The following is a 21,071-nucleotide window of genomic DNA, read 5'->3' on the forward strand; positions in this document are numbered from 1 at the left end:
ATTGTGTTAAAATATAGCAATTCCGAAGGTTAAAAAATCATAGAATGACGTAATCTACATCAAGAAGTATGGATATCTTCTCCAGTTGAGAAGCAATATGGCCGACTGCCAGTGCACAATGATGCGTCGGTGCTTCCTTAAACCATCTTTTCATATAAGCATCCGGATGCTCTTCGAAGCTGACATGTGTCTGTGTATTTCCAATTTGCATGATTGGACCATCTATTGCTTTTCCTTCACTGATAATGAATTTTACTTTCCCTTCCACTGTCTGGGTGACATTCAATGTTGTAACCGGACCGGCTTTCACCTTCGCTTCCACTGCCACACCAGATCCCTGCTTTCCATGATATAGTCCCATTCCACGCAATATAGGCTTATCCTTTGCTATAGCTATATGGAAAGGACCATCATGACCAAGCAATATCGTTCCTTCTACGTAGTCCGTGAGCACAATTTCAGCAAAACTGCCGCCTGCATCGAGTAAGTCGCAGATTTTCATTGCAATATTTGTTTTTAAGTCACCTTCTCCAGCACATGGAATATGTTTAGCTGTCAGCAGACTGTTGCCGACAATCATTCCTGCCTGCAATGCTTCTTCCTCACTGCCTGGCGCACCATGATAATAATAAGTTAAAGCAGCTAAATTCCTTTGATTAGCGAGCTGTTCCTCCGCTGCAGCCACTTTTGCAGCCCAATTCATTTGTTTTTCTGTCGGTTTCTTAGCAATTGGGTCACTGTGCGAATCGTCACTGATTGTAAACACATTCTCTATTTCGGCCCGTTTTGTCTCCACCTCTTCTTCCGACACTTGCTCTAATTGTTCTTTTAAGTCCCCAATTTCTAATACATCTACATGGATGCCCAGCTGTGACTGCAACATAGTAAAGTCACTGTACATATCCAGCATGCCGCTGTATGTGTTTCCGAGAAAACCAAAATTACTATATTGGAGACTGTTCCTCACAGACGCGGCAACGGTCCATTCTTTGATCTGCTCCCAAGCGGCAATTGTCTCCGGTTCCTCCGCTGTCACTTCATTTGCTATAGAAACAGATGGAGTTTCCCTGAGTCCAAGCAAACCATTCACAACATGATATGGGATGTTTGCTCGATGACATGCATTTGCAAACTCAGGTACTGGACAAGCGCCACAATGTGCGAGCCATTCCTCAGTAGACGTTTCTGCATAATTGATTTGGCGAGTCGGCTGGAGATTGAGGAAAATGACTGGAACCGAACACATTCGATGAATCGGCAGAATGGAAGCACTCGTACAATAAGTTGCTGCATGACAGAAAATAAGATCTACCTGCTCCTTTTGAAAGTATTCTCCAGCCGTCCTTCCAGCTTGCTCAGAGTCTACCAGACCAAAATTGCATACATCTGCCCATTGCTCAATCTGGTATCTTACATGCTGGTTATATCCTAACAAACGTTCCTTCAAGGAATGAAACTGATCCCAATAAGCCTCCAACCCTACAGAATATAAGCCAATTTTCGCTTTCCTCATATACTCTCCTCCTAAAGGACGTTGAATACTATCCTCCGTCTAGTTAATCTTCAGATTAATGATACCGCTTTCAAATTGCATCGCCAGTCCTTTGAGCTAGCTGAATCTTTTTCCGGTCTTCAGTCATTATGATTATTCTGGATACATTTCTCTTAGAAAGGCGACTGAGTCTGTTATTAATTGTTTCAAGACGTTTTCATCAATATCTGCTGTTTTATTAATATACACACATGCCTTCCCGGTCTTATGCTTACCCAGTTTCTGCAAGCGCTCTTCTCTATTTGTTTCACCTGGTGCCAGATAGAGACTGATATTGGCTTTTCTCGGCGAAAACCCGACAAGCGGTGCGTCTCCTTCGTGTCCGGTTGCATATCGATAGTGATAAGAACCAAAACCAATGATGCTCGCTCCCCACATTTTGGCTTCATGGCCCGTTGTCTCTGTAAAAATATCAAGAAGCTTATATGCATCTTCTCGTTTTTTAGGATTCTCCACAGCTTCAATAAAATCTAGCACACTATTGTCTGTTTCCTTTGTCTTTAGTTCATATCCCAATTATTTTCCTCCTCTATTGCAGATTACTTATTACAAAGGCTTCGAGACGGTCTTAATCAATAGTCGGCTCATTCATATGTTCGATAAACTTCCTTCTATGTCCTTTTTAAGGTTCATAGATATGTGATGAGAACATAGCACCGCCAATCTTGTCATTTATTCTATGAATTGCTATGAAAAAACCAGGGATTAAAAACTCCCCGGCAGTTTTACTATCAATATACATCTTTCCATTCATCGATATTGGTTTCATCGAATTTGAACGGATCTCCGAGCATAATCTGCGTACCTTCTCCGTCCTCGACCACTTCCACTTCACCAAGATCACGCAAGTCTACTTTCTCTCCTAGTTCGCCAGTGATGTTGCCTTCACCCAATTCATAAGCAGCATAAGCAGCTCCTTTACCGACATCAATCGGGTTCCACAAGTACATCCAAGGGCTAACACCGCTCTTAATATAAGTTGCCATCTCACTTGGTAAGCCTAGGCCAGTCAAAGCTATTTGGCCTTCTAAGCCTTTGTCTGTGAGCACTTTACCTGCTGCGGCAATACCAACAGTCGTAGGTGCAATGATTGCCTTCAAGTCAGGGTAAGATTTAAGCAATGCTTCCGTTTCTGATACACTCTTATCACGTAAATCGTCTCCGTAAGCCACTTTTACAAGTTCAATATCTTTATAATCTTCTTTTTCAAGTTCCTTCTTCATCCATTCGATCCATGTATTCTGGTTTGTAGCCTGGCTTGTTGCACTCAGAACTGCAATCTGGCCTTCGCCGCCGATCATTTCAGAAACAGCTTCGATCTGTACCCGGCCGATGCGTTCTGGGTTAGCTTGGTTCACGTGAATATCACGACTGGCAGCATTCACTGCTGAATCAACTGATAAAACTTTGATTCCTTGATCTTTTGCTTTCTTCAATGCCGGCTCCAATGCATCCGGATCGTTTCCAGCTACTGCAATAACATCTACTTTTTGCGTGATCAGCTGTTCGATTATCTGGATCTGTCCTTCGGCAGTTGGCTGATCTGGTGAGCGCAGAATGACTTCTCCGCCTAATTCCTTGATCGTACTCTCAAAACCGTCCAGCATTTTCTCACCATACGGATTTCCTGTATTTTTAAATACGAAAGCATATTTCTTTGGTCCGTCATTTGACTCTCCACCAGATGTACCACTAGATTCCGGTGCCCCTTGGCTGCAGGCAGCCAGCATAAATACTAACAGCATCATAGCAATCCATTTGCTCCACTTTTTCATCTCGGTCTCCCCTTATTATCTATTAGTATCAGCAAGCGCTGGAATACTCACTTTCTTTTCATCATGCCGCCAAGCTTTGGAATGGCAACTGACAGGATTAGCAATGCTCCTACAATAATTAAAAATATTTGACTTGGAAGATTGATTAGCCCGAGTCCATATTGCAAATAGCCGATGATGAAAACAGCTATGACAACACCTAACACCCGTCCTTTTCCGCCAGCTGTGCTGACACCGCCAAGCGCTGCCATCGCAATGATGTCAAGTTCATACATGGTAGCAATGTTCGGGCGTGTGCTGCCCATCCTTGATGTAAGGAAAATTGCCGTCACAGCAGCTAGCAATCCTGCCAGCATGAAGACGATCACTTTGACTTTATCTACCTTGATACCTGAAAAACGACTGGCTGTCGGATTGTTCCCAATGGCAAATACTTTTCTCCCGAAAGTCGTCTTGTGCAGCACGATGCCGAATAGTAGAGCCAACGCTGCGAATACAATCAGCAGAAACGGTATTCCGAAAACATAACCCCATCCAAAGAATCCGAACCATTCAGGAAAACCTCCTGCTGCCTGATCTTCCAGAATGATGTAAGCAATTCCCCGGTAAAGAATCATGGTTCCAAGTGTAACAATAACGGCCGAAAGCTCTTTGAACTTCACAATCAAGAGTCCATTGATCAGACCGCATATAGCGCCTGTTGCTAGACAAGCAATGATGGCCACTTCCATCGGCAGACCTGCACTTGTATAAAGCGTGGCCATGACAACAGACGATAACGCAACTGTTGAACCTACAGAAATATCGATATCGCGCATGATCATGATCATCGCCATCGGAAAGACAATCAATGCTTTATCCAGAAAGACCATCGTTCCGTCCCGCAAACTCGGATAATTCAGGAAATAAGGTGACACATAGCTTCCGAGCAGGAGCACGGCGATCAATATGAGTAAGAGCATCCATTCCCATTGGAAGAAGAGACGCTTCCAGGAGAACGGCAAGTTCGTTTCTAGAGTACGAGGTTGATATGTTTGCTTTTTTTGTTCCATCAGCCAGCCCTCCTAAGCAGATGAATTCGTTCGACACGGCGTTTCACGATGGCATTGACGATAACGGCAAGCAGAATGATAAAGCCTTGGATACCGTTTTGCCAGAATGGCGATACATTCAAAAGCGGCAGTGCATTGTTCAAAATCCCAAGCAATATTGCTCCGAGCAGAACGCCTGCTAGCTTTCCAGAACCACCAGCGATGCTAACCCCGCCCAATATACAGGCTGCAATGACTGTAAGTTCGTAACCCGAGGCTGTATCTCCTTGAGCCGATGCAAACTTAGATACCCACAAGACGCCGCACAGACCGGATAATCCTCCCATGATGGTATACACAAGGAACAAGATTCGCCCCTGTTTAATACCGCTCACAGCTGCTGATTGCGGATTACTTCCGACTGCATAGATCTGCCGTCCTGTACGTGTGTAATTAAGAAAATAAAAGAATACGAGGCAGAAAATAACCGCAATCCAGATTAGATGATTCAGGCCCAGAAAAGTTCCGGTTGCAATTTCCACGAAGCTTTCTGACATTTGATACGAACTAACCCACTCTCCATCACTCACTAAAAACGTAAGACCACGGAAAATGTTCATCAAAGCTAGTGTAGCTATGATTGGCAGCAAGCCGACTTTAGCAACCAGCAGGCCGATGACCATCCCGCACAAAGCTCCGATTATGGTACCAATAAGCAAGCATAGAAACGGATTGACTGTCGGGTTGGCTGCCACAAGCTGCGCTGTCAGCATACCGGAAAGCGCAATAACAGCTCCGATCGACAAATCGATTCCCCTTGTAATCAGAACGATCATCATCCCCAACGCAAGGATGACCAGGATCGATGTATTGGTTGCCATGTCAAGGATGTTTTCTCCCGTTAAAAAAGAAGGATTTCGCAATTGTACCCCGATACATAAAATAACGATGAAGAAAAACAGCCCAAGCTCTCGGAATTGATAAAACAGTGCCAGCGGATTTTTCTTCTCCAGATCTAGATTTTCTGTTTTGATTTCCATTTTGTCGCCTCCTTCTTTATCCGCTTTTCTCTTGTACTTGCTCTTCGCCCATTGCTGCTTCCAAAATCATCTCTTGGGTGATGCCCCTGTTAACGAAGTCGGCTGCAATCCTGCCCTCTTTCAATACTAAGATTCGATCGCTCATACCTAGGATCTCGGGCATTTCAGAAGAGACGAAAAGAACTGCATAACCAGCTTCTGCCAGTTGCTGGACTATTTCATATATAGCCGCCTTTGCTCCGATATCGACACCTTTCGTCGGTTCATCCAGCAAAATCACTTTAAGTTCCTTTGTCAGCAGTTTCGCAACGGCTACTTTTTGCTGGTTTCCACCGGAAAGTGAATTGACCGAATCAAAGATGCTCGTTGCTTTGATATGCACTTTTTCACCGAATTCTTTGGCCTGCCGCTTTTCCTTATCACGGTGTATCCAAGTAAAGGATGATAGATCGGATAAGTTTGCTAAGGTTATGTTTTTTTCGATACTCCAATCAACCAGCAAACCTTGATCCAATCGATCTTCCGCCAAATATCCGATACCATTATTCATAGCTGCCTGTGGATTTTTATTGCGAATCGACCTGCCGCTCAGCAGTATTTCTCCCTTGTCAAAGGCTGTTATGCCGAATATCGCTTGGCATACCTCTGTTCGTCCAGCACCAACCAATCCTGTCATACCGAGTATTTCGCCGCTTTTGATTGAAAAACTGATATCCTCGAATTCACCTAGCTTACACAAGTTTTTCACTTCCAGAACTGTCTCTCCTGCGCTCGTCTTTTTATCAGGGAAAATCTGATTAATTTCCCTTCCGACCATCGCAACAATCAATTTCTCATTTGATATGTCTTCCACATCCCAAGTGCCGATGTAGTTGCTATCGCGCAGTACCGTAACACGGCTGGCGAGTCTGTACATATCCTCGAAACGGTGAGAAATAAAAATGATGGAAGTGCCTTCATCCCGCAGCTTTTCGGTAATTCGATACAGCTCTTCACTTTCTCTTGCAGTCAGTGCAGCTGTCGGTTCATCCATAATGATGATTTTTGCCTTCGTACTTATAGCCTTAGCGATTTCGACGATTTGCTGCTGCGCCACGCTCAGCGTATTCATTTGAGCTTTAGGATCTAAACTGCTGCCCAATTCACGCAGCAGCTGCCGAGCCTGTTTATGCATCTCCCGCCAATTCAGCGTCTTCCATACTTGGTGCCTAATTTCATGATTCATGAAGATATTTTCAGTGACAGACAAGTCGGGATAACTGGTCACGTGCTGATAAATAGCCGCAATTCCATGCTGTTGAGCTTGTTTAGGATTTTGGAAAGACACTTTTTCTCCCACCAGAAGCATCTCGCCTTCTGTTGGTTGATGGACGCCTGTTATGATCTTGATGAAAGTGGACTTCCCCGCACCATTTTCACCCATCAAAGCGTGGATTTCCCCCTTCTTCAGCTGGAACTGCATATCGTTCAGAGCCTTTACACCAGGAAAGGCTTTTGATATCCCTTTCATTTCGAGTACAAATTCGTTTGTCATCTTTTGCCCTCCTTCACTACTGAATGCGCTTACATAAAGAGTATGAAAAAAGTCCCGCTTCGAGAAGGGGACGTCTTTCGGAATAGGAGGTTATTCTTCTGTTATTATCCTTATCGGCGCAAACGACGATATTCTGATGGAGCAAATCCTGTATGTTTCTTGAACAGCTTACTGAAATATTTGTGATCATGGTATCCGACTGAATCAGAGATTATCGTTACTTTATCATCTGTATCCTCCAGCTTGCGCTTGGCAAGCTCTAACCTCTGTTTGGTAACATATTGCAGTACGGTTTCTCTTGTATGCTTTTTGAAATAAGCACAGAAATACGTCGGGTTCATATAGACATGTGCTGCTACTTGTTCAATCGTTATCGCTTCCTGTACATGATGATGTATGAAGGCTTTCGCCCGCTCCACCGCTGTTCGATCTGAATGTTGATCCAATCTGATGCACATATCTGCCAGATCTTTGGTCCAATTTTCAAATCCTTGAAGCAATTCAAAAGCTGGTATGGTTTGACTCGTGTATCTCCCTAACTTCTGGAGCATCCGGTTAACATCATTGACGGGCAATCGTTTGCTGACATCATACAGCATTTCGATACCTGTACATTGAACGAGTGCTATTACCGAATCCAGCTGCTCTGCTGCAAGCTCGTCTTTTAATTTATATAAAGCAGCATCCACATCATCGAATACAAACTGCTTGAAAGAAAACCGCAATGTATGCAGGATATCCTGGGTGTCAGCATTGATGACTTCCGTATATTGACTTTCTGCAGAAGCAGGCTGGAGCTTTATCTCCATCTGCTCCGCTTCCATTGCCGCAGGCAGCAATTCCAATTCGTGCAGTATTTGACCAAGAGAAGCTGTTAGCTTGAAGAAAGTACGGTGAGACAGAGTTCCAGCAATATGATCGATAAATATGGATGGATTTTCTTCCTCAGTATGTACAAGCAGACCAAAGCTTTGTTCTTGATCCCACCACCACCAAAAGGATGAATCTGACCATTGATTTGACAGCTCTGCATTAAATATCCGGACAACTGCACTAAGCTCCTGGTGAAAACGAACAGGATCTCGTTTAGCTTTTTGCTGATGGAAGTTTTGAAGCTGTAAACGGCATGTGTAATACGTTCCTGATGGGAATATTTCTGTCCATTGTGTATCAGCCAGGCTGTTTTCACTCGAAAGAGCACGCAGCAACTGAAGCTGCTCTTGTTTCTGACTCTCCCGTTCTCGCACATTTTCTATTTCTTGTTTCTTTTCACACAGTTGCTGGAGCCGATCCTGCAGCTGCTGCCTATCGATTGGCTTCAAAAGATAATCGGTAACTTGATTCCGTAATGCTTGCTGCACATACTGAAAATCATCGAAACCGCTCAAAACAAGAAATTCTCCAGTGTAGCCAGCCTCTTTTAACTCTGTAATGAGCGTTAATCCATCCATAATCGGCATCTTGATATCTGTCAGAACAACTTCTGCTTTCTTACCAAGCCTCCATTCATCTAATGCCTCTTGCCCATTAGCAAACGTACCAATAACCGCGCATTGTGGCTGATTGCTGATAAAACGCTCTAGTCCCATACGAATTCGATATTCATCCTCTACGATCATGATTTGTAAATTCCGCATCCAGACTTCCCCTTTCCGAAACATGACGAAATGGCAAGTAAAGCCTTACAGTTGCACCCTTTTGATTGTTCTCCAATGAAACACCATAGTTATTTCCGTACAGCATTTTGATTCGATTGGCAACATTGCTTAATCCATAATGCGCAGATTTTGAAGTTATGCCTGGTTCCAGACTAAGCTCTTCTTCCAGCTTCGTTTTAACTGTCGGGTCAAAACCTGGTCCATCATCTTTTATAGTCAGTATGAGCATATCAGGTGTTTGATGAATCTTGATATCGATATGAATGCTAGTCTTGGTTTCCAAGCCGTATTTAATGCTGTTTTCGACAATCGGTTGGAGTATGAATTTTGGAACCTGCACATCAGTGGAGATTTCAGGATAAGCAGTTTTCCAAGTAAGCCGGTCATAGAAACGGAACTGCTGGATTGATAGAAAATCCTCGACATGTCTGATTTCCTCTTTAAGGGAGACAAATTTGACGCCATTATCCAAGGAATACCGCAGCATTCTGCCAAGTGTCGTGATAATATTGATAACTTCCTCCTGTTCCCCTGCTTCTACCGCATAATTAATCGTTTCCAGTGTATTGAAGATAAAATGTGGATTGATCTGGGTTTGGAGTGCATATAACTCGGCTTCCTGCTGCTTGAGTCTAATCATATAATTCTTTTGGATCAAATCGCGTATTTCAACAATCATGTGATTATAGCTCTCCGTCAGCCTGCCAACTTCATCCTGTTTGGTTACTGGCAGCGTTTGCTGGAACTTCCCGCCTTGGACGCTGCGCATATTATCTATCAGACGCTTAATAGGCTGCGAGACATTATAAGCAACAAATGTGTACAAACATAGACTGAATATAATGAACAGAAGAAAAAGAACAATTGAGATGGTTCGGGTTTGCTGCTGTTTGGCAAACAGTTTTTCTGTAGGTATTTCATAAATTAACGCATACTCCTGCTGTATGGCTGGAGTGATACCAACCAATTTACCATCCTGCAGAAAGCTTCCATTTTCGATTGGATAACGATCGTCCGGAACAACTTGATCGCTTTTCTCCTTTTTCGAATCATAAGCTATTCTTCCAGACTCTTTTTCCAAAAGCATGATTCTGGCAGCATTATGTTCTTTGAACGTGCCTGTAATACGGTCGACAAATGATACATCCAACGCCAAAAACATTGTTCCCAGATATTCTTGGTTTTCACGATCCTGCAGCGGTACACCGATTAACAGATAATCAGCATTATTCTCAAATACAAGATTTGTATCCTGCGGAAGAAGAATCATGCTTCCTTTTTCCAGCTCCAAGCTTTGGCCGTAAACAGCTGCTTCACCTTTAGAAAAACCGCTGTAATTTTTGGCTGTTGCCGCGAAAACTCTATTTTTAGAGAAGACAAACACACCGAGCAAATCAGAAGAACTACTATGAAGAAAACTGCTGGAAAGATAACGCTCCATCGTGTATTGCTGCTGCATTGCTTCCGCATGTAACTGAAAGCTATCCTGTCTCAATATCTCGATCATCTGCTGTGATTGATACAGTCTTTCGGGCATATTCGTTACATCCTGTACATTTCGATCGATTTGCTGACTTGCCTGTTCCAGCATTTGCGGTACCAGCGCCCCGATTTGCTCTTCTGCTGCTTTTGTATATGCTGTATAAATGAAAAAACCGAGCAGTGCGACCGGTATGATGGTAAGTAGTGTATAAGATAGCAGCAGCTTATGCATTAACGAAAGATTGCGGAATTTCTTTTTAAAAATCATATTGATCCACATTCTCCGCCGTAAAATCAATCGGTTCCCCCATAATGATTTGCTCTCCCTTTACTTGGATCCTCCCAACATCTTCTATGAACATACCATCCTCGATTACCGTACCATCTTGCATCAGTTTTGCTATCATGACAGTCAAGTAACCGAGTTTCTTAGGACTCCATAAGGTGATTCCTCGGACATCTCCTTCCTTTAAATGTGCATTCATGTCACGCGGAGATGCCAAACCGACTATAACGATATCATTTGATACATTCTCTTCCTTCAGCACTGCCGCTGCGGCTGGCGGACCGAGTGAGGCAATCCCAATAATGCCCTTTAAATCCGGAAAAGCTTTCACCACTCGTTTTGATTCCTGATAAGCTGTGACAGGACTATCATTTGTATAAGCCACTTCTCGAAGTATCAGATTCGGATAATAAGCTCGATTGTGCTGCTTAATCCAATGCAGCCATTCTTCTTGATTGAGCGATGACTGCGACCCGGAAAGAATAATATACTCTCCTTCCTCCCCGATTTGTGCTGCTAGGCTGTCAAGCAAATGCTCACCTAGCATTTCAGCATCTACCATATTGATAAAATAATCTCTAGCTTCAGGATGAGCATCCGCATCCCATGTCAGAACCGTTATACCTTGCCGTCTAGCCTCTATCAGTACAGGTGAGAGTCGATCTGGGTCTATGACACTTACCGCCAGAACGTCGACTTTTTGTTTTATAAAAGTACGAATGATTTCTTCTTGCTGAGCAGGATCTGCTGTTGTTGGACCTTTGAAATGAACAGTAGCACCAGAGGACTTAGCCGCTTCTTCCACTCCCTGTTGTACTGCTTGAAAATAGGGAATTTCCATCACTTTCGGCACAATAGCAATATCGATTTGTTCCGTTTGCTCAGGATGTGACTCTGACGGCGGCGTTTCCTGTACATAAAGTATTTCCTTTTTGTTGCAAGCGCTTACAAAAATCAACAGAATAAGCAGGACAAGTGATTTCTTTTGCATAGTATCATCCTTAGCAACCCCGCAAGCATTGCTTTGCGGGGTCGGTTGATTAGTTCACAGCTTGGAACTCCATGTTTTGTTTTTCAAAATAACTTTTTGTGACAGAATCGATCCCTGTATCTGTGTAGACCTTTGAAATACGCCCAAGATCAGTGATCGTTGCAAAAGCACGCTTTCCGAATTTACTTGAATCAGCGAGCAAAATTGTCTGGCCTGCTATCTCGATCATCTGTTTCTTTACAATAGCCTGCTGTTCATTCGAATCACTCAAGCCGTGTTCGAGATGTACGCTTTTACAAGAAAGGAAGGTTTTATCCACATAATAAGTCGTTAATGACCTCTCCGTCAGTGGACCGACGAAGGATAAAGATTTTGATAGCAGCTGTCCGCCGAGCGAAGTGACTCGTATTTGATCCTTCGTACTGCAGGCGAGCGCCACCTTGATGCTGTTCGTAATGATCGTCAGCGGCATGTTTGGTAATTCCTTCGCCATATACCATGCTGTCGTACTGGCATCCAGAATAATCCGCTCCCCAGTCTGGATTTCTGAAACTGCTGCCTTGGCAATTGCCTGTTTCTCCTGCATTCGCATTACTTCACGCGCTTCATGGGCAATCTCAGTTGCCCCTTCCTCGATGCGAACTGCTCCGCCATGGCTGCGATGCAGCAGCTGTTCCTTTTCCAGCTTCTCAAGGTCACGGCGTATCGTTTCCTCCGTCACATGAAAGAGAGAGCTGAGTTCGGTAACCCGGACACTGGCCCGCTCGTTAACCAGTTCTACAATCTTCCTCTGTCTTTCTACAACTAACATCCCTTTTCCTGCCTTTTTCACGTTTTGATTATAGTGTAGCATAATATAACGCGTTACCGATGAGCCATTTCGTTTCTTTCATACTCCTGGACATGCTGGAGCCAAGCTGTACCGCGCGGAACTTGCATCTCTTGACAGAAATAATCCCACACTGCGCCGAATGGATAACTCTTCATCTCTTCCATCAGCATGAGTCTTTCAGTGAATTGTCCCTTTTCTTGATATTCTTTCAGCTCTGCATGCGGTGTCAGCAAAGCGTAAAGAAGAGCCTTCTGCATATTGCGGGTACCGATTACCCAAGCAGCAACACGATTGATGCTTGCATCAAAGAAATCAAGTCCGATGCGGATTTTATCAAGCGTGTCATTACGGACAAGCTCATGTGCAATTTCCTTCAGCTCGTCATCAAATGTCACCACATGATCACTGTCCCAGCGAACCGGCCGTGATACATGCAATGCAATCTTATCTGTAAATGGAAGCGTGCCGCTGAGTTTGTTCGAAACCATCTCCGTTGGATGATAATGCCCAGTATCCATCAGCAAGTGCTTGCCGCGAGTTAAAGCATATCCCATGTAAAATTCGTGAGAGCCGACAACATAAGACTCAGAACCGATTCCAAACAGCTTGCTTTCCACAGCATCAATATTGTATTTTTCATCAATTTCAACCGCAAAGATTTGGTCGAGTGAGCGCTTCAGGCGTTCTCTCGGTGTCAGACGATCACTTGGTACGTCCTTGTAGCCATCGGGTATCCAAATATTTGTCAGGCTCGCTGTACCAAGTTCTTTTCCAAAATATTCCCCAATCCGTCGTGAAGCGATGCAGTGCTCGATCCAGAATTGACGTATTTCCTCATCTGGATGTGCAAGAGTTAATCCATCGGCAGCTTTACCATGGGAAAAGATAGTCGGATTGAAATCAAGTCCTAGATCATGCTGTTTGGCCCACTCCACCCAATTACGGAAATGTTCTGGCTTGATTTCATTACGCTCCACATGCTGACCGTCAGTCTCTGCGTAAATAGCGTGCAAGTTGATACGATGTTTGCCTGGAATGAGACGCAATGCCATCTCAAGGTCTGCGCGCAGTTCTTCCGGGGTTGTCGCTTTACCAGGATAGTTACCTGTCACATCAATTCCACCTGACAGCTCATTCTGCTGCACTTCGAAACCGCCGATATCATCTCCTTGCCAGCAATGGATACTTATTGGTACCGTTTTCAATTTATCCAATGCCGCTTCAACATCGACTCCTAATCCCTCGTACATCGCTTTAGCTAGTTCATACGCTTTGATCACTGTCATATGCTTTCCTCCTCAATTTAAATGGAATACTTCTTTCACCGTTTCACTGACCGGACTATGATCAGGATTTGTCTGCATAATATCTTGCATATATGCCCACCATCGCTGGCACACTTCCGTTTCAGCTATACGAGCATGCTTTTCTTCTGATTCAGCCTCCAAATAAGCAAATAACATAGCAGTCGGTTCATGCAGAAAGATACTATAGTTGCTGACTCCATGCTCCTTCAAAACTTCCTCCATCTCTGGCCAAAGCTGATCATGGCGTTGTTTGTATTCGTCGAATTTATCCTGATAAACATACATGACACTAGCTTTACGAATCATGGACTGTCCTCCTATTTTTCTCTATTGTATCTTGACTGGCTGGGGTGAAAATCTCGACAGGGAACGATTTACGGATAAGCTGTCTGCCGGCATCCAAGGAATCAAGCTCTCCTGCAGCTATCATTTGTACAATCATATTTCCGAGAGCTGTCGCTTCTGTAGGACCAGCAACTATGTGTAACCCACTGTAATCTGCTGTCAGCTGATTTAGAACGGCATTCTGCGACCCGCCGCCGACAATATGCAAGGTTTGGATGCTCTCTCCTGTCAATGCTTCCAATTCTTTCAAAGCTTCGCTGTAAGCAATAGCCAGATTATGAAATACCGTCAGACTAAGCTCCCCAATACTAGTAGGTACATATTGATCTGTTTCTCGGCAATAGTCCTGGAGTTCTTCAATCATATTGTCCGGCTTTAAAAATCTGGCATCATTCAAGTTGACCGAAGCTACTTGTTTTAGGTCAGTCTGCTTTGCTGCTTCAACCATCTCACTAAAATTATAATCAACATGATATACTCTTCTGATTTCCTGGATAACCCACATACCGATAATATTTTTTAAGTAACGATATGTGTTGTTGATGCCCCATTCATTGGTGAAATTCTTTTCTAAACTGCTGTTCTCAAGAATGGGCTGTTTTCGCTCCGTCCCTATCAGAGACCAGGTGCCGCTGCTAAGATATGCCCACTCTTCCCCACTCGCAGGCACACCGGCAATTGCAGAAGCTGTATCATGAGATCCGACCGCAATAACAGTACAAACGGGCAGATCATACTGTTTATTTAGTAACTCGTGTAGTTCCCCAATAATTGTTCCAGCTTCGATCAGTGGAGCAAACTGCTCCGAATGGAATCCTGTTAAAGCAAGCAGGTCCGCGTTAAAATCCTTGGTGTGTGGATCTAATAACTGCATCGTAGAAGCATTGGTCGCTTCCATTACTTTTTTCCCGGTAAGTCTATAGTGCAGATAATCCGGGACAAGCAATATCGTATCCGTTTTTTGAATCAGCTCCTCACTTTCTGTGAAGAGCTGATAAATTGTATTGAACGACTGATACTGGATACCTGTTTTTCGGTAAATTTCACTTTTCGATACCTTTTCCCACACTTGTTCCATCACACCATCTGTCCTGGAATCGCGGTAAGCGATCACATCACGCAGCCGCTCACCATCCTTCCCAAGTAACACGTAGTCCACTGCCCACGTGTCGATTCCGAGTGTACATTTTGTGATGCCCTGCTGCTTGGCAATTTCCAAGCCTCGCAATATTTGCTCTTCCAAATGATCAATATCCCAGCAATGGTGGTCTCCTTGTTTCTGGTATCCATTCGCAAAACGGTGGATCTCCTGTATGACAAGCTTCCCATCTTTCAGTTCACCAGAAACGAGACGGCCACTTGACGCTCCGATATCTACCGCAATATGCATGTGATATCCCCCTATCTAGTGAAGGCAGCCGGTACGCCGCCATCCACTGTTATCATGCAGCCAGTTGTCTTGAGTGCTGCATCTGAGGCAAAGAAAGCAATGGATTCTGCGATATCACTTGGATAGATATTGACACCAAGTGTCGTCCGTTTGCGATAATGCTCCTCCAGTTCATCTGGCGAAATGTTATAAGCGGCAGCACGCTCCTCACGCCATTTGGAGCCCCAGATTGCTGACCCTTGCAGCACAGCATCAGGCAGGACACCGTTCACTCGGATGCCATAGCTGCCGCCTTCTGCAGCAATACATCTAGCCAAATGCATCTCCATCGCCTTCACTGCACTATAAGCCGCTGCATTCTTACCGGCATAAACGCTGTTTTTTGATCCGACAAATACCATGCTTCCACCAATGCCTTGCTGCTTCATCAAACGGAATGCTTCACGGGCTACAAGGAAATAACCTGTGCCTAAAACATCCATATTAAGCTGCCATTCTTTTAATGTTGTTTCATCAAATGGACTGCTCGTAGCAAGCCCTGCGTTATTGATGATATGATCTACTCCGCCAAACTGTCGGACTGCTTTCTCAAAGGCTTCAGCGATAGCACTTTCATCCGTTACATCCATTTTGACAGCTATCGCACGTCCTGCCCCGTACGTTTCGTTTAGCTCCTGTGCAACCTTTTCTGCCCCTTCAAGATTGATATCGGTCACAACTGCATGAGCTCCGCCTTCCAGGAAGACGCGCAATGTTGCACTGCCAATACCGCCAGCTCCGCCTGTGACGAGAACGACAGAACGGCTGAACCTTGCTTCGGGTGGTGCCAAGGAAAGCTTATACAGCTCAAGTGGCCAATATTCCACTGCAAATGATTCCGATTCGGACAAGGAAACAAAGTCACCGAGTGCTGTTGCTCCCTTCATCACTGCAATTGCACGATGATACAAAGCAGCACTGATATCAGCAGCTTTTTTGTCTTTTCCAGTCGTCACCATACCTACACCAGGGATGAGTACTACTCTAGGCACTGGTTCGAACATCACATCTCCCTCAGACGCAAGGCGACTGAAATAATCTTCGTAATCTTTAGCGAAGTTTTGGATACCTTCTTCTACTTTTAGAAGCAGATCATCAGCATTGTCAGCAGACGGATCGAATGCGATGTACAAAGGCGTACGCTTTGTATGTACAAGATGATCCGGGCACGCAGCACCTACCTGACTCAACAGCTGCGCTTGTTCACTGTTTACGAATTCCAGCACATCTACGCTGTCATCGAAGCTTAGAATCATTTTCTTTTCTCCGCTCACTGCGCCTCTGATGGCTGGCATCACTTTCGTAATAAGCTGATTTCGTTTGTCCTTATCCAAAACTGAAAATTTCTCTCCACTGAAAGCTTTCGTTTCTGACTGCTTTTGAGAAATATAGCTTTCTGCTTCATTAATGACAGCAATCGTACGATCATAGCTTTCTTTCGCTGTCTCCCCCCACACGACCAGGCCATGCTTCTCCATCAGCACAAGTTCCGCCTGCGGATTTGCAGCTACTGCCTCTGCAATCATTTTAGATAAAGTGAATCCAGGACGGATATAAGGCACCCAGACGAATCGCTCACCGAAGATCTCTTTAGCGATTTCCTGTCCATTGTCTGCGCAGCACAGACTGATAATGCTGTCAGGATGTGAATGGTCAACGTGTTTATATGGAAGAAACGCATGCAACAGTGTTTCAATAGAAGCACGCGGATGACTTGCATCAATCATGCATTGACTCAAGTATGAAACCATCTCCTCATCTGACATAGAATCACGTTCAATCAATGGGCGAATATCCTCCATACGCAAACCGGTGAAGTTATGCGCTCCCATTGTTGCCAAATCAGATCCGCTGCCTTTGACATACATAACTTCTACCGGGCGTCCGCGGAAGTCCTCAACCGTAGTTTTCATAGATGTATTTCCGCCACCCCAGTTACAAACAGAACGGTCACTTCCAATCAAATTAGACCGGTAAACTAGCTCCCCTAATCCTTCATAGTGATTTGCATTCGATTCATTCCATTTATTCTGTACCAATTCTACCACTCCTTTTGCATTTGATGAAGCGCTTTCAATTCATGAACTCATTATACATTAGATACAAGCAAATTTGTGTATTTATCTTTATTTTTATTTGTTTATTTTTGTTTTGTTAATTTCTCGCCTGACGCTGTCTTTCTTCTGCTCTTCCATATCGATCCTCCTGGATTTCCTCCAATGACTTCCCTCTTGTTTCTGGTGCCATGATCAAACCAATAACCGCCGCGATAACGAGGAATCCAATCATGATCATACCTGCCGACTGAAATCCGAGTGAAGTTATCATCAAAGGTACAACAAGCGAAATCAATCCGACCGCTATTCTCGCCAAGGCAAAGATAAAACCTTGCGCTTTTGCCCGGTAACGCGTATGGAACAGTTCTCCAGCCCAAAGCCCATAAAATGCTTGGGCCCCGAATCCAGCAGCAATCCCCCAAAGGACGACAAATGTGATCAGCTCGAACATTCCCATTCCGCCAAACGTAAGAACAAGCCAAGCAGCGATTCCCATACCCGCACCTACTCCATAAAGAAGCTTACGATTTACCCGGTCACCGAGCTTAATGAAGACAAAATAAGTAGCTGCCACAGTTAATGTCCAAAGGAAGCCTTGCAGCAAGTTTGCCTGAGATGCAGATAATCCGCCGACCGTTTCGTAAATATAAGGCATGAAATAGCCCATAACACCTGCAACAAGATTCCAAAACACATAAATGCCAACAAGCAGAACAATCGCTTTTAGATTGGCTTTAACAGTAAACAACTGCTTCCAAGATACATCTTGTTTCCCAACTTCTCTTTGGCTTTTTTCTTTTTCTTTCTCTTCCGTCCATATTGTTGACTCATTGATCTGCTGCTGCATGATCCACGTGATAAGAGCCACGACAAAGAGCTGAGCAAAGATGATTCGGCTGCCAAGCAAACCTAAAGGAGCCAATAAAACTGATAGAAACAGCGTAATTGCCGGTCCGATCGACCAAGCAAACTGCCCCCATCCGACTCGTGCTGCCCTCTCCCCCTTGGGCGCTTCTTCCGCTATGTAAGTCCAAGCAGCTGGTATTGCCGCTCCGACAGCGATTCCAGTTACCACATAACCGACAAGCAGCATCGGGAAATTGAACGAAAACATGATTAGTAAAATCCCTAGCATGTACACAAGCAGATCATACTTATAAATGAATTTTCTGCCGAACTTGTCCACCAGGATGCCACCAAGAAAAGCTCCAATCGCCGACCCGAAGCCATTGGCACTCAATGCACCGAGAAGTCCAAGCTTCGCATCATTCAAATTCAGGTACTCCATCCACAAAGTCAATCCGCCAGCTCCGGCAACAATCGAACCTGCCTCCAAGTAGTTGGACATTGCAACGGTAATTGTAGCTTTTAAACTTCCTTCTTTTGCTGCCACTATGCTTCCCCTCCTATGTATTACAGCAGTTATTAATAAAGCGCTTACATAACGTTTTACGATTGAATTATACACTAGATTGTTTTGTTTGTCTTTATTTGTCTTTATTTACTTTGTTTTATTGTGGAAATAGGAATTATTACTCAAAAAACACTAAATAGTTTACATAATTATATTATGATAAACTATGGCATATAAAAAAGCTTGCATTATCGACTACTGATAATACAAGCTTAAAATATTGCTATTAAAGTGCGGTCCCTAAGCATTCGTTTTATTATTTACCTTGAATTAAAACATTCTAATCAAGAATACTCCTGCCAAGATCATAACAAGACCCACTATCTGTATAAAATCAATTTGAGTTTTATAAGACCCCATCAATCCTAAGCGCTGGATCAGCAGACTTCCTGCAATCTGTCCAAATAAGACTAAGACAACTGTTTGTCCTGTCCCTACTTGGCCAACTAAATAAATGTTGATTAACACGTATGCTGCTCCTAAGAATCCACCTAACCAAACCCACCATGCCGCTTTTTGTTTTATGGGATTTCTTACACCGGCAAAAGTGCGTTCTTTTAAGGCAACTACAACAATCAATGTAAGTGCGCCGATGAAAAAGGAGACAAAAGCGGCTTGTATGGAAGAATGTAGAACAATTCCTAGCTGACCATTAATCGCCACCTGTGTTGACATCAGCATTCCTGATCCTATTCCAACTAAACGCCAAATCCACAGATTCAGATTTTTCTCATTCGATTTTTCCCGTCGTGATCTGACTTCTTGTATGGCAATAGCAAAAAACACGCCAATTATAACTAAAGCTATTCCTATTATTCGATACATATCAAATGGTTCCTTCATAGAATGGAACCATCCAAAATTATCAATCAGCATTCCCATGATGATTTGCCCTAAAATCGGCATGATGGCTGTTTGTACACTACCCAGTTTAGGGAATAACAAAATGTTGACAGTAAGAAAAATAACACCGAGCACCCCTCCAAGCCAAATCCAAACCGGTTGTTGGGAGATGAATCCCCATGATATTCCAAGCGGCGAACCTGTTATCAAAGTTATGACGGCCAAAGATAGAGCCCCAATCACGAATGAGATCATGGAAGCCAAATACGGTGAGATAACAAATTTTCTCAACTGTGAATTCACAGCAGTTTGAAATGACAATCCCGTACCTATTAAAATTCCTATTAATGCAGTAAACATAAGATATAACTCCTCAAGAAAATTATTTTATCACTGTTTTTGACAAAATAAGGAGGAGGTAATGAATTATAGCAATCGTTTTTCGTATGTATCTTCCTCTCCCTGATGATAGTTCTATTGTATACCCTTTAAGTGGCTGTTAGTCAACTGTTGCAGGCGTAATAATAACACAAAATAAAAACGCCTCCCTTATCGTCGATCGATAAACAGAAGCGTTAAAACCTTGAATTTATAGCTTAAGTATAACCGTTCTAGGGTTATTTATATAACGATCAATCCATTTCAGCCTTAACTGGCACGGTGCTCAAGCCGCAGGCGATCTGCTACCATTGCAATGAATTCAGAATTTGTCGGTTTTGCTTTGGAGATGCTGACTGTGTATCCGAACAGAGAGGAGATGCTATCCATATTTCCGCGGTTCCACGCTACTTCGATAGCATGGCGGATTGCTCTTTCCACTCGGGAAGCTGTCGTATTGTATGTTTTGGCAATGTCTGGATAAAGAACCTTGGTAATAGAACCGAGCAAGTCAATATCGTTATAGACCATTGTAATTGCTTCACGAAGGTACATATAACCTTTGATGTGTGCCGGTACACCGATTTCGTGGATGATATTCGTGATGCTCGCTTCCAGATTCGGTTTTTTATCACGTTTTTTCTCTTTTACGCGAAGCGGACTTGACTCATAACTTCCGCCATATCCGCTTACCTGACGGATCTGTGCTGCCAGGTTCTCAAGATCGAAGGGCTTAAGGATGAAATAAGCAGCGCCGAGATCGACTGCCTTCTTCGTTACTTCTTCTTGACCGAAGGCTGTTAGCATGATCACATGTGGCATCGGTGCGGATGTTCTTTCTCTTAATGTACGAAGAACAGCCAGTCCATCGACATGCGGCATGATGATGTCGAGTACGACGACATCCGGCTGGATATCTTCCAGCATATCTAAACAATCTTTTCCATTATAAGCTGTTCCAATTACCTCTATATCGGATTGGTCTTCAAAATATTCCTCCATAAGCTGCACAAGCTCTCGATTGTCATCGACCAAAACTGCTTTTATCTTATCCATTCCCAGCTTCCTCCCTTAATATCCCTTATGATTCCACGTTATAGTTTCGACACATCAAGGT

At 43.7% G+C, this 21,071-nt stretch carries 17 protein-coding genes; all 17 read right to left on the bottom strand.

The genetic code is table 11. The features are described from left to right. Nucleotides 1-37 precede the first annotated feature (37 nt). Complete coding sequence (locus CHH48_RS03865) at nt 38-1,513, bottom strand: L-fucose/L-arabinose isomerase family protein (RefSeq protein ID WP_095217992.1); 1,476 nt, start codon at nt 1,511-1,513, stop codon at nt 38-40. 132 nt (nt 1,514-1,645) lie between these two features. After that, nucleotides 1,646-2,068, bottom strand: a complete 423-nt coding sequence (locus CHH48_RS03870) for a DUF1801 domain-containing protein (protein WP_095217993.1) — start codon at nt 2,066-2,068, stop codon at nt 1,646-1,648. A 215-nt stretch (nt 2,069-2,283) separates the two neighbouring features. Continuing rightward, nucleotides 2,284-3,327, bottom strand: coding sequence for a rhamnose ABC transporter substrate-binding protein (rhaS, locus tag CHH48_RS03875; RefSeq protein ID WP_095217994.1), 1,044 nt, complete (start codon nt 3,325-3,327; stop codon nt 2,284-2,286). Between the two features lie 47 nt (nt 3,328-3,374). Beyond that, entirely contained in the window at nt 3,375-4,379 is a 1,005-nt protein-coding gene (locus CHH48_RS03880) for an ABC transporter permease (protein WP_095217995.1), read from the bottom strand. Continuing rightward, nucleotides 4,379-5,398, bottom strand: coding sequence for an ABC transporter permease (locus CHH48_RS03885; protein ID WP_095217996.1), 1,020 nt, complete (start codon nt 5,396-5,398; stop codon nt 4,379-4,381). The genes CHH48_RS03880 and CHH48_RS03885 overlap by 1 nt, the downstream gene beginning before the upstream one ends. Before the next feature lie 16 nt (nt 5,399-5,414). Further along, nucleotides 5,415-6,932, bottom strand: a complete 1,518-nt coding sequence (locus CHH48_RS03890; RefSeq protein ID WP_095217997.1) for a sugar ABC transporter ATP-binding protein — start codon at nt 6,930-6,932, stop codon at nt 5,415-5,417. A 110-nt stretch (nt 6,933-7,042) separates the two neighbouring features. After that, on the bottom strand, nt 7,043-8,569 hold the full coding sequence (locus tag CHH48_RS03895) for a response regulator transcription factor (protein WP_176466360.1): 1,527 nt from the start codon (nt 8,567-8,569) through the stop codon (nt 7,043-7,045). Continuing rightward, nucleotides 8,535-10,370: a cache domain-containing sensor histidine kinase gene (locus CHH48_RS03900; protein WP_141230049.1), complete on the bottom strand. Its 1,836-nt coding sequence runs from the start codon at nt 10,368-10,370 to the stop codon at nt 8,535-8,537. Before CHH48_RS03900 ends, CHH48_RS03895 begins: the two co-directional genes overlap by 35 nt. After that, nucleotides 10,330-11,349 (bottom strand): autoinducer 2 ABC transporter substrate-binding protein, encoded by a 1,020-nt coding sequence (locus CHH48_RS03905; RefSeq protein WP_095218000.1) that lies wholly within the window; start codon nt 11,347-11,349, stop codon nt 10,330-10,332. The genes CHH48_RS03900 and CHH48_RS03905 overlap by 41 nt, the downstream gene beginning before the upstream one ends. 49 nt (nt 11,350-11,398) lie before the next feature. Next, nucleotides 11,399-12,160 (bottom strand): DeoR/GlpR family DNA-binding transcription regulator, encoded by a 762-nt coding sequence (locus CHH48_RS03910; RefSeq protein WP_095218001.1) that lies wholly within the window; start codon nt 12,158-12,160, stop codon nt 11,399-11,401. A gap of 53 nt (nt 12,161-12,213) precedes the next feature. Further along, complete coding sequence (gene rhaA / locus CHH48_RS03915) at nt 12,214-13,467, bottom strand: L-rhamnose isomerase (protein WP_095218002.1); 1,254 nt, start codon at nt 13,465-13,467, stop codon at nt 12,214-12,216. Between the two features lie 12 nt (nt 13,468-13,479). Then, entirely contained in the window at nt 13,480-13,794 is a 315-nt protein-coding gene (gene rhaM / locus CHH48_RS03920) for an L-rhamnose mutarotase (protein ID WP_095218003.1), read from the bottom strand. Next, nucleotides 13,784-15,223 carry a rhamnulokinase gene (rhaB, locus tag CHH48_RS03925; RefSeq protein WP_095218004.1) on the bottom strand — a complete coding sequence of 480 codons (1,440 nt, stop codon included), beginning with the start codon at nt 15,221-15,223 and terminating at the stop codon, nt 13,784-13,786. The genes rhaM and rhaB overlap by 11 nt, the downstream gene beginning before the upstream one ends. A gap of 11 nt (nt 15,224-15,234) precedes the next feature. Then, nucleotides 15,235-17,301, bottom strand: coding sequence for a bifunctional aldolase/short-chain dehydrogenase (locus CHH48_RS03930; protein WP_095218005.1), 2,067 nt, complete (start codon nt 17,299-17,301; stop codon nt 15,235-15,237). Between the two features lie 115 nt (nt 17,302-17,416). Continuing rightward, nucleotides 17,417-18,667 (bottom strand): MFS transporter, encoded by a 1,251-nt coding sequence (locus CHH48_RS03935; RefSeq protein ID WP_095218096.1) that lies wholly within the window; start codon nt 18,665-18,667, stop codon nt 17,417-17,419. 336 nt (nt 18,668-19,003) lie between these two features. Then, nucleotides 19,004-19,936 carry a DMT family transporter gene (locus tag CHH48_RS03940; protein ID WP_095218006.1) on the bottom strand — a complete coding sequence of 311 codons (933 nt, stop codon included), beginning with the start codon at nt 19,934-19,936 and terminating at the stop codon, nt 19,004-19,006. Between the two features lie 288 nt (nt 19,937-20,224). Next, a complete protein-coding gene (spo0A, locus tag CHH48_RS03945) occupies nt 20,225-21,010 on the bottom strand; it encodes a sporulation transcription factor Spo0A (RefSeq protein ID WP_095218007.1) in 786 nt (261 codons plus the stop codon). Nucleotides 21,011-21,071: the final 61 nt, after the last annotated feature.

Source organism: Terribacillus saccharophilus (genome assembly GCF_002272075.1).
In the GTDB taxonomy this organism is placed as follows: domain Bacteria; phylum Bacillota; class Bacilli; order Bacillales; family Amphibacillaceae; genus Terribacillus; species Terribacillus saccharophilus_A.

Coding starts and splice junctions, on each gene's coding strand:
- CHH48_RS03865 (WP_095217992.1), bottom strand. CDS start 1,513: ATGAGGAAAGCGAAAATTGGCTTATATTCTGTAGGGTTGGAGGCTTAT.
- rhaS (WP_095217994.1), bottom strand. CDS start 3,327: ATGAAAAAGTGGAGCAAATGGATTGCTATGATGCTGTTAGTATTTATG.
- CHH48_RS03880 (WP_095217995.1), bottom strand. CDS start 4,379: ATGGAACAAAAAAAGCAAACATATCAACCTCGTACTCTAGAAACGAAC.
- CHH48_RS03885 (WP_095217996.1), bottom strand. CDS start 5,398: ATGGAAATCAAAACAGAAAATCTAGATCTGGAGAAGAAAAATCCGCTG.
- CHH48_RS03890 (WP_095217997.1), bottom strand. CDS start 6,932: ATGACAAACGAATTTGTACTCGAAATGAAAGGGATATCAAAAGCCTTT.
- CHH48_RS03895 (WP_176466360.1), bottom strand. CDS start 8,569: ATGCGGAATTTACAAATCATGATCGTAGAGGATGAATATCGAATTCGT.
- CHH48_RS03905 (WP_095218000.1), bottom strand. CDS start 11,349: ATGCAAAAGAAATCACTTGTCCTGCTTATTCTGTTGATTTTTGTAAGC.
- CHH48_RS03910 (WP_095218001.1), bottom strand. CDS start 12,160: ATGTTAGTTGTAGAAAGACAGAGGAAGATTGTAGAACTGGTTAACGAG.
- rhaA (WP_095218002.1), bottom strand. CDS start 13,467: ATGACAGTGATCAAAGCGTATGAACTAGCTAAAGCGATGTACGAGGGA.
- rhaM (WP_095218003.1), bottom strand. CDS start 13,794: ATGATTCGTAAAGCTAGTGTCATGTATGTTTATCAGGATAAATTCGAC.
- rhaB (WP_095218004.1), bottom strand. CDS start 15,223: ATGCATATTGCGGTAGATATCGGAGCGTCAAGTGGCCGTCTCGTTTCT.
- CHH48_RS03935 (WP_095218096.1), bottom strand. CDS start 18,667: ATGTCCAACTACTTGGAGGCAGGTTCGATTGTTGCCGGAGCTGGCGGA.
- CHH48_RS03940 (WP_095218006.1), bottom strand. CDS start 19,936: ATGTTTACTGCATTAATAGGAATTTTAATAGGTACGGGATTGTCATTT.
- spo0A (WP_095218007.1), bottom strand. CDS start 21,010: ATGGATAAGATAAAAGCAGTTTTGGTCGATGACAATCGAGAGCTTGTG.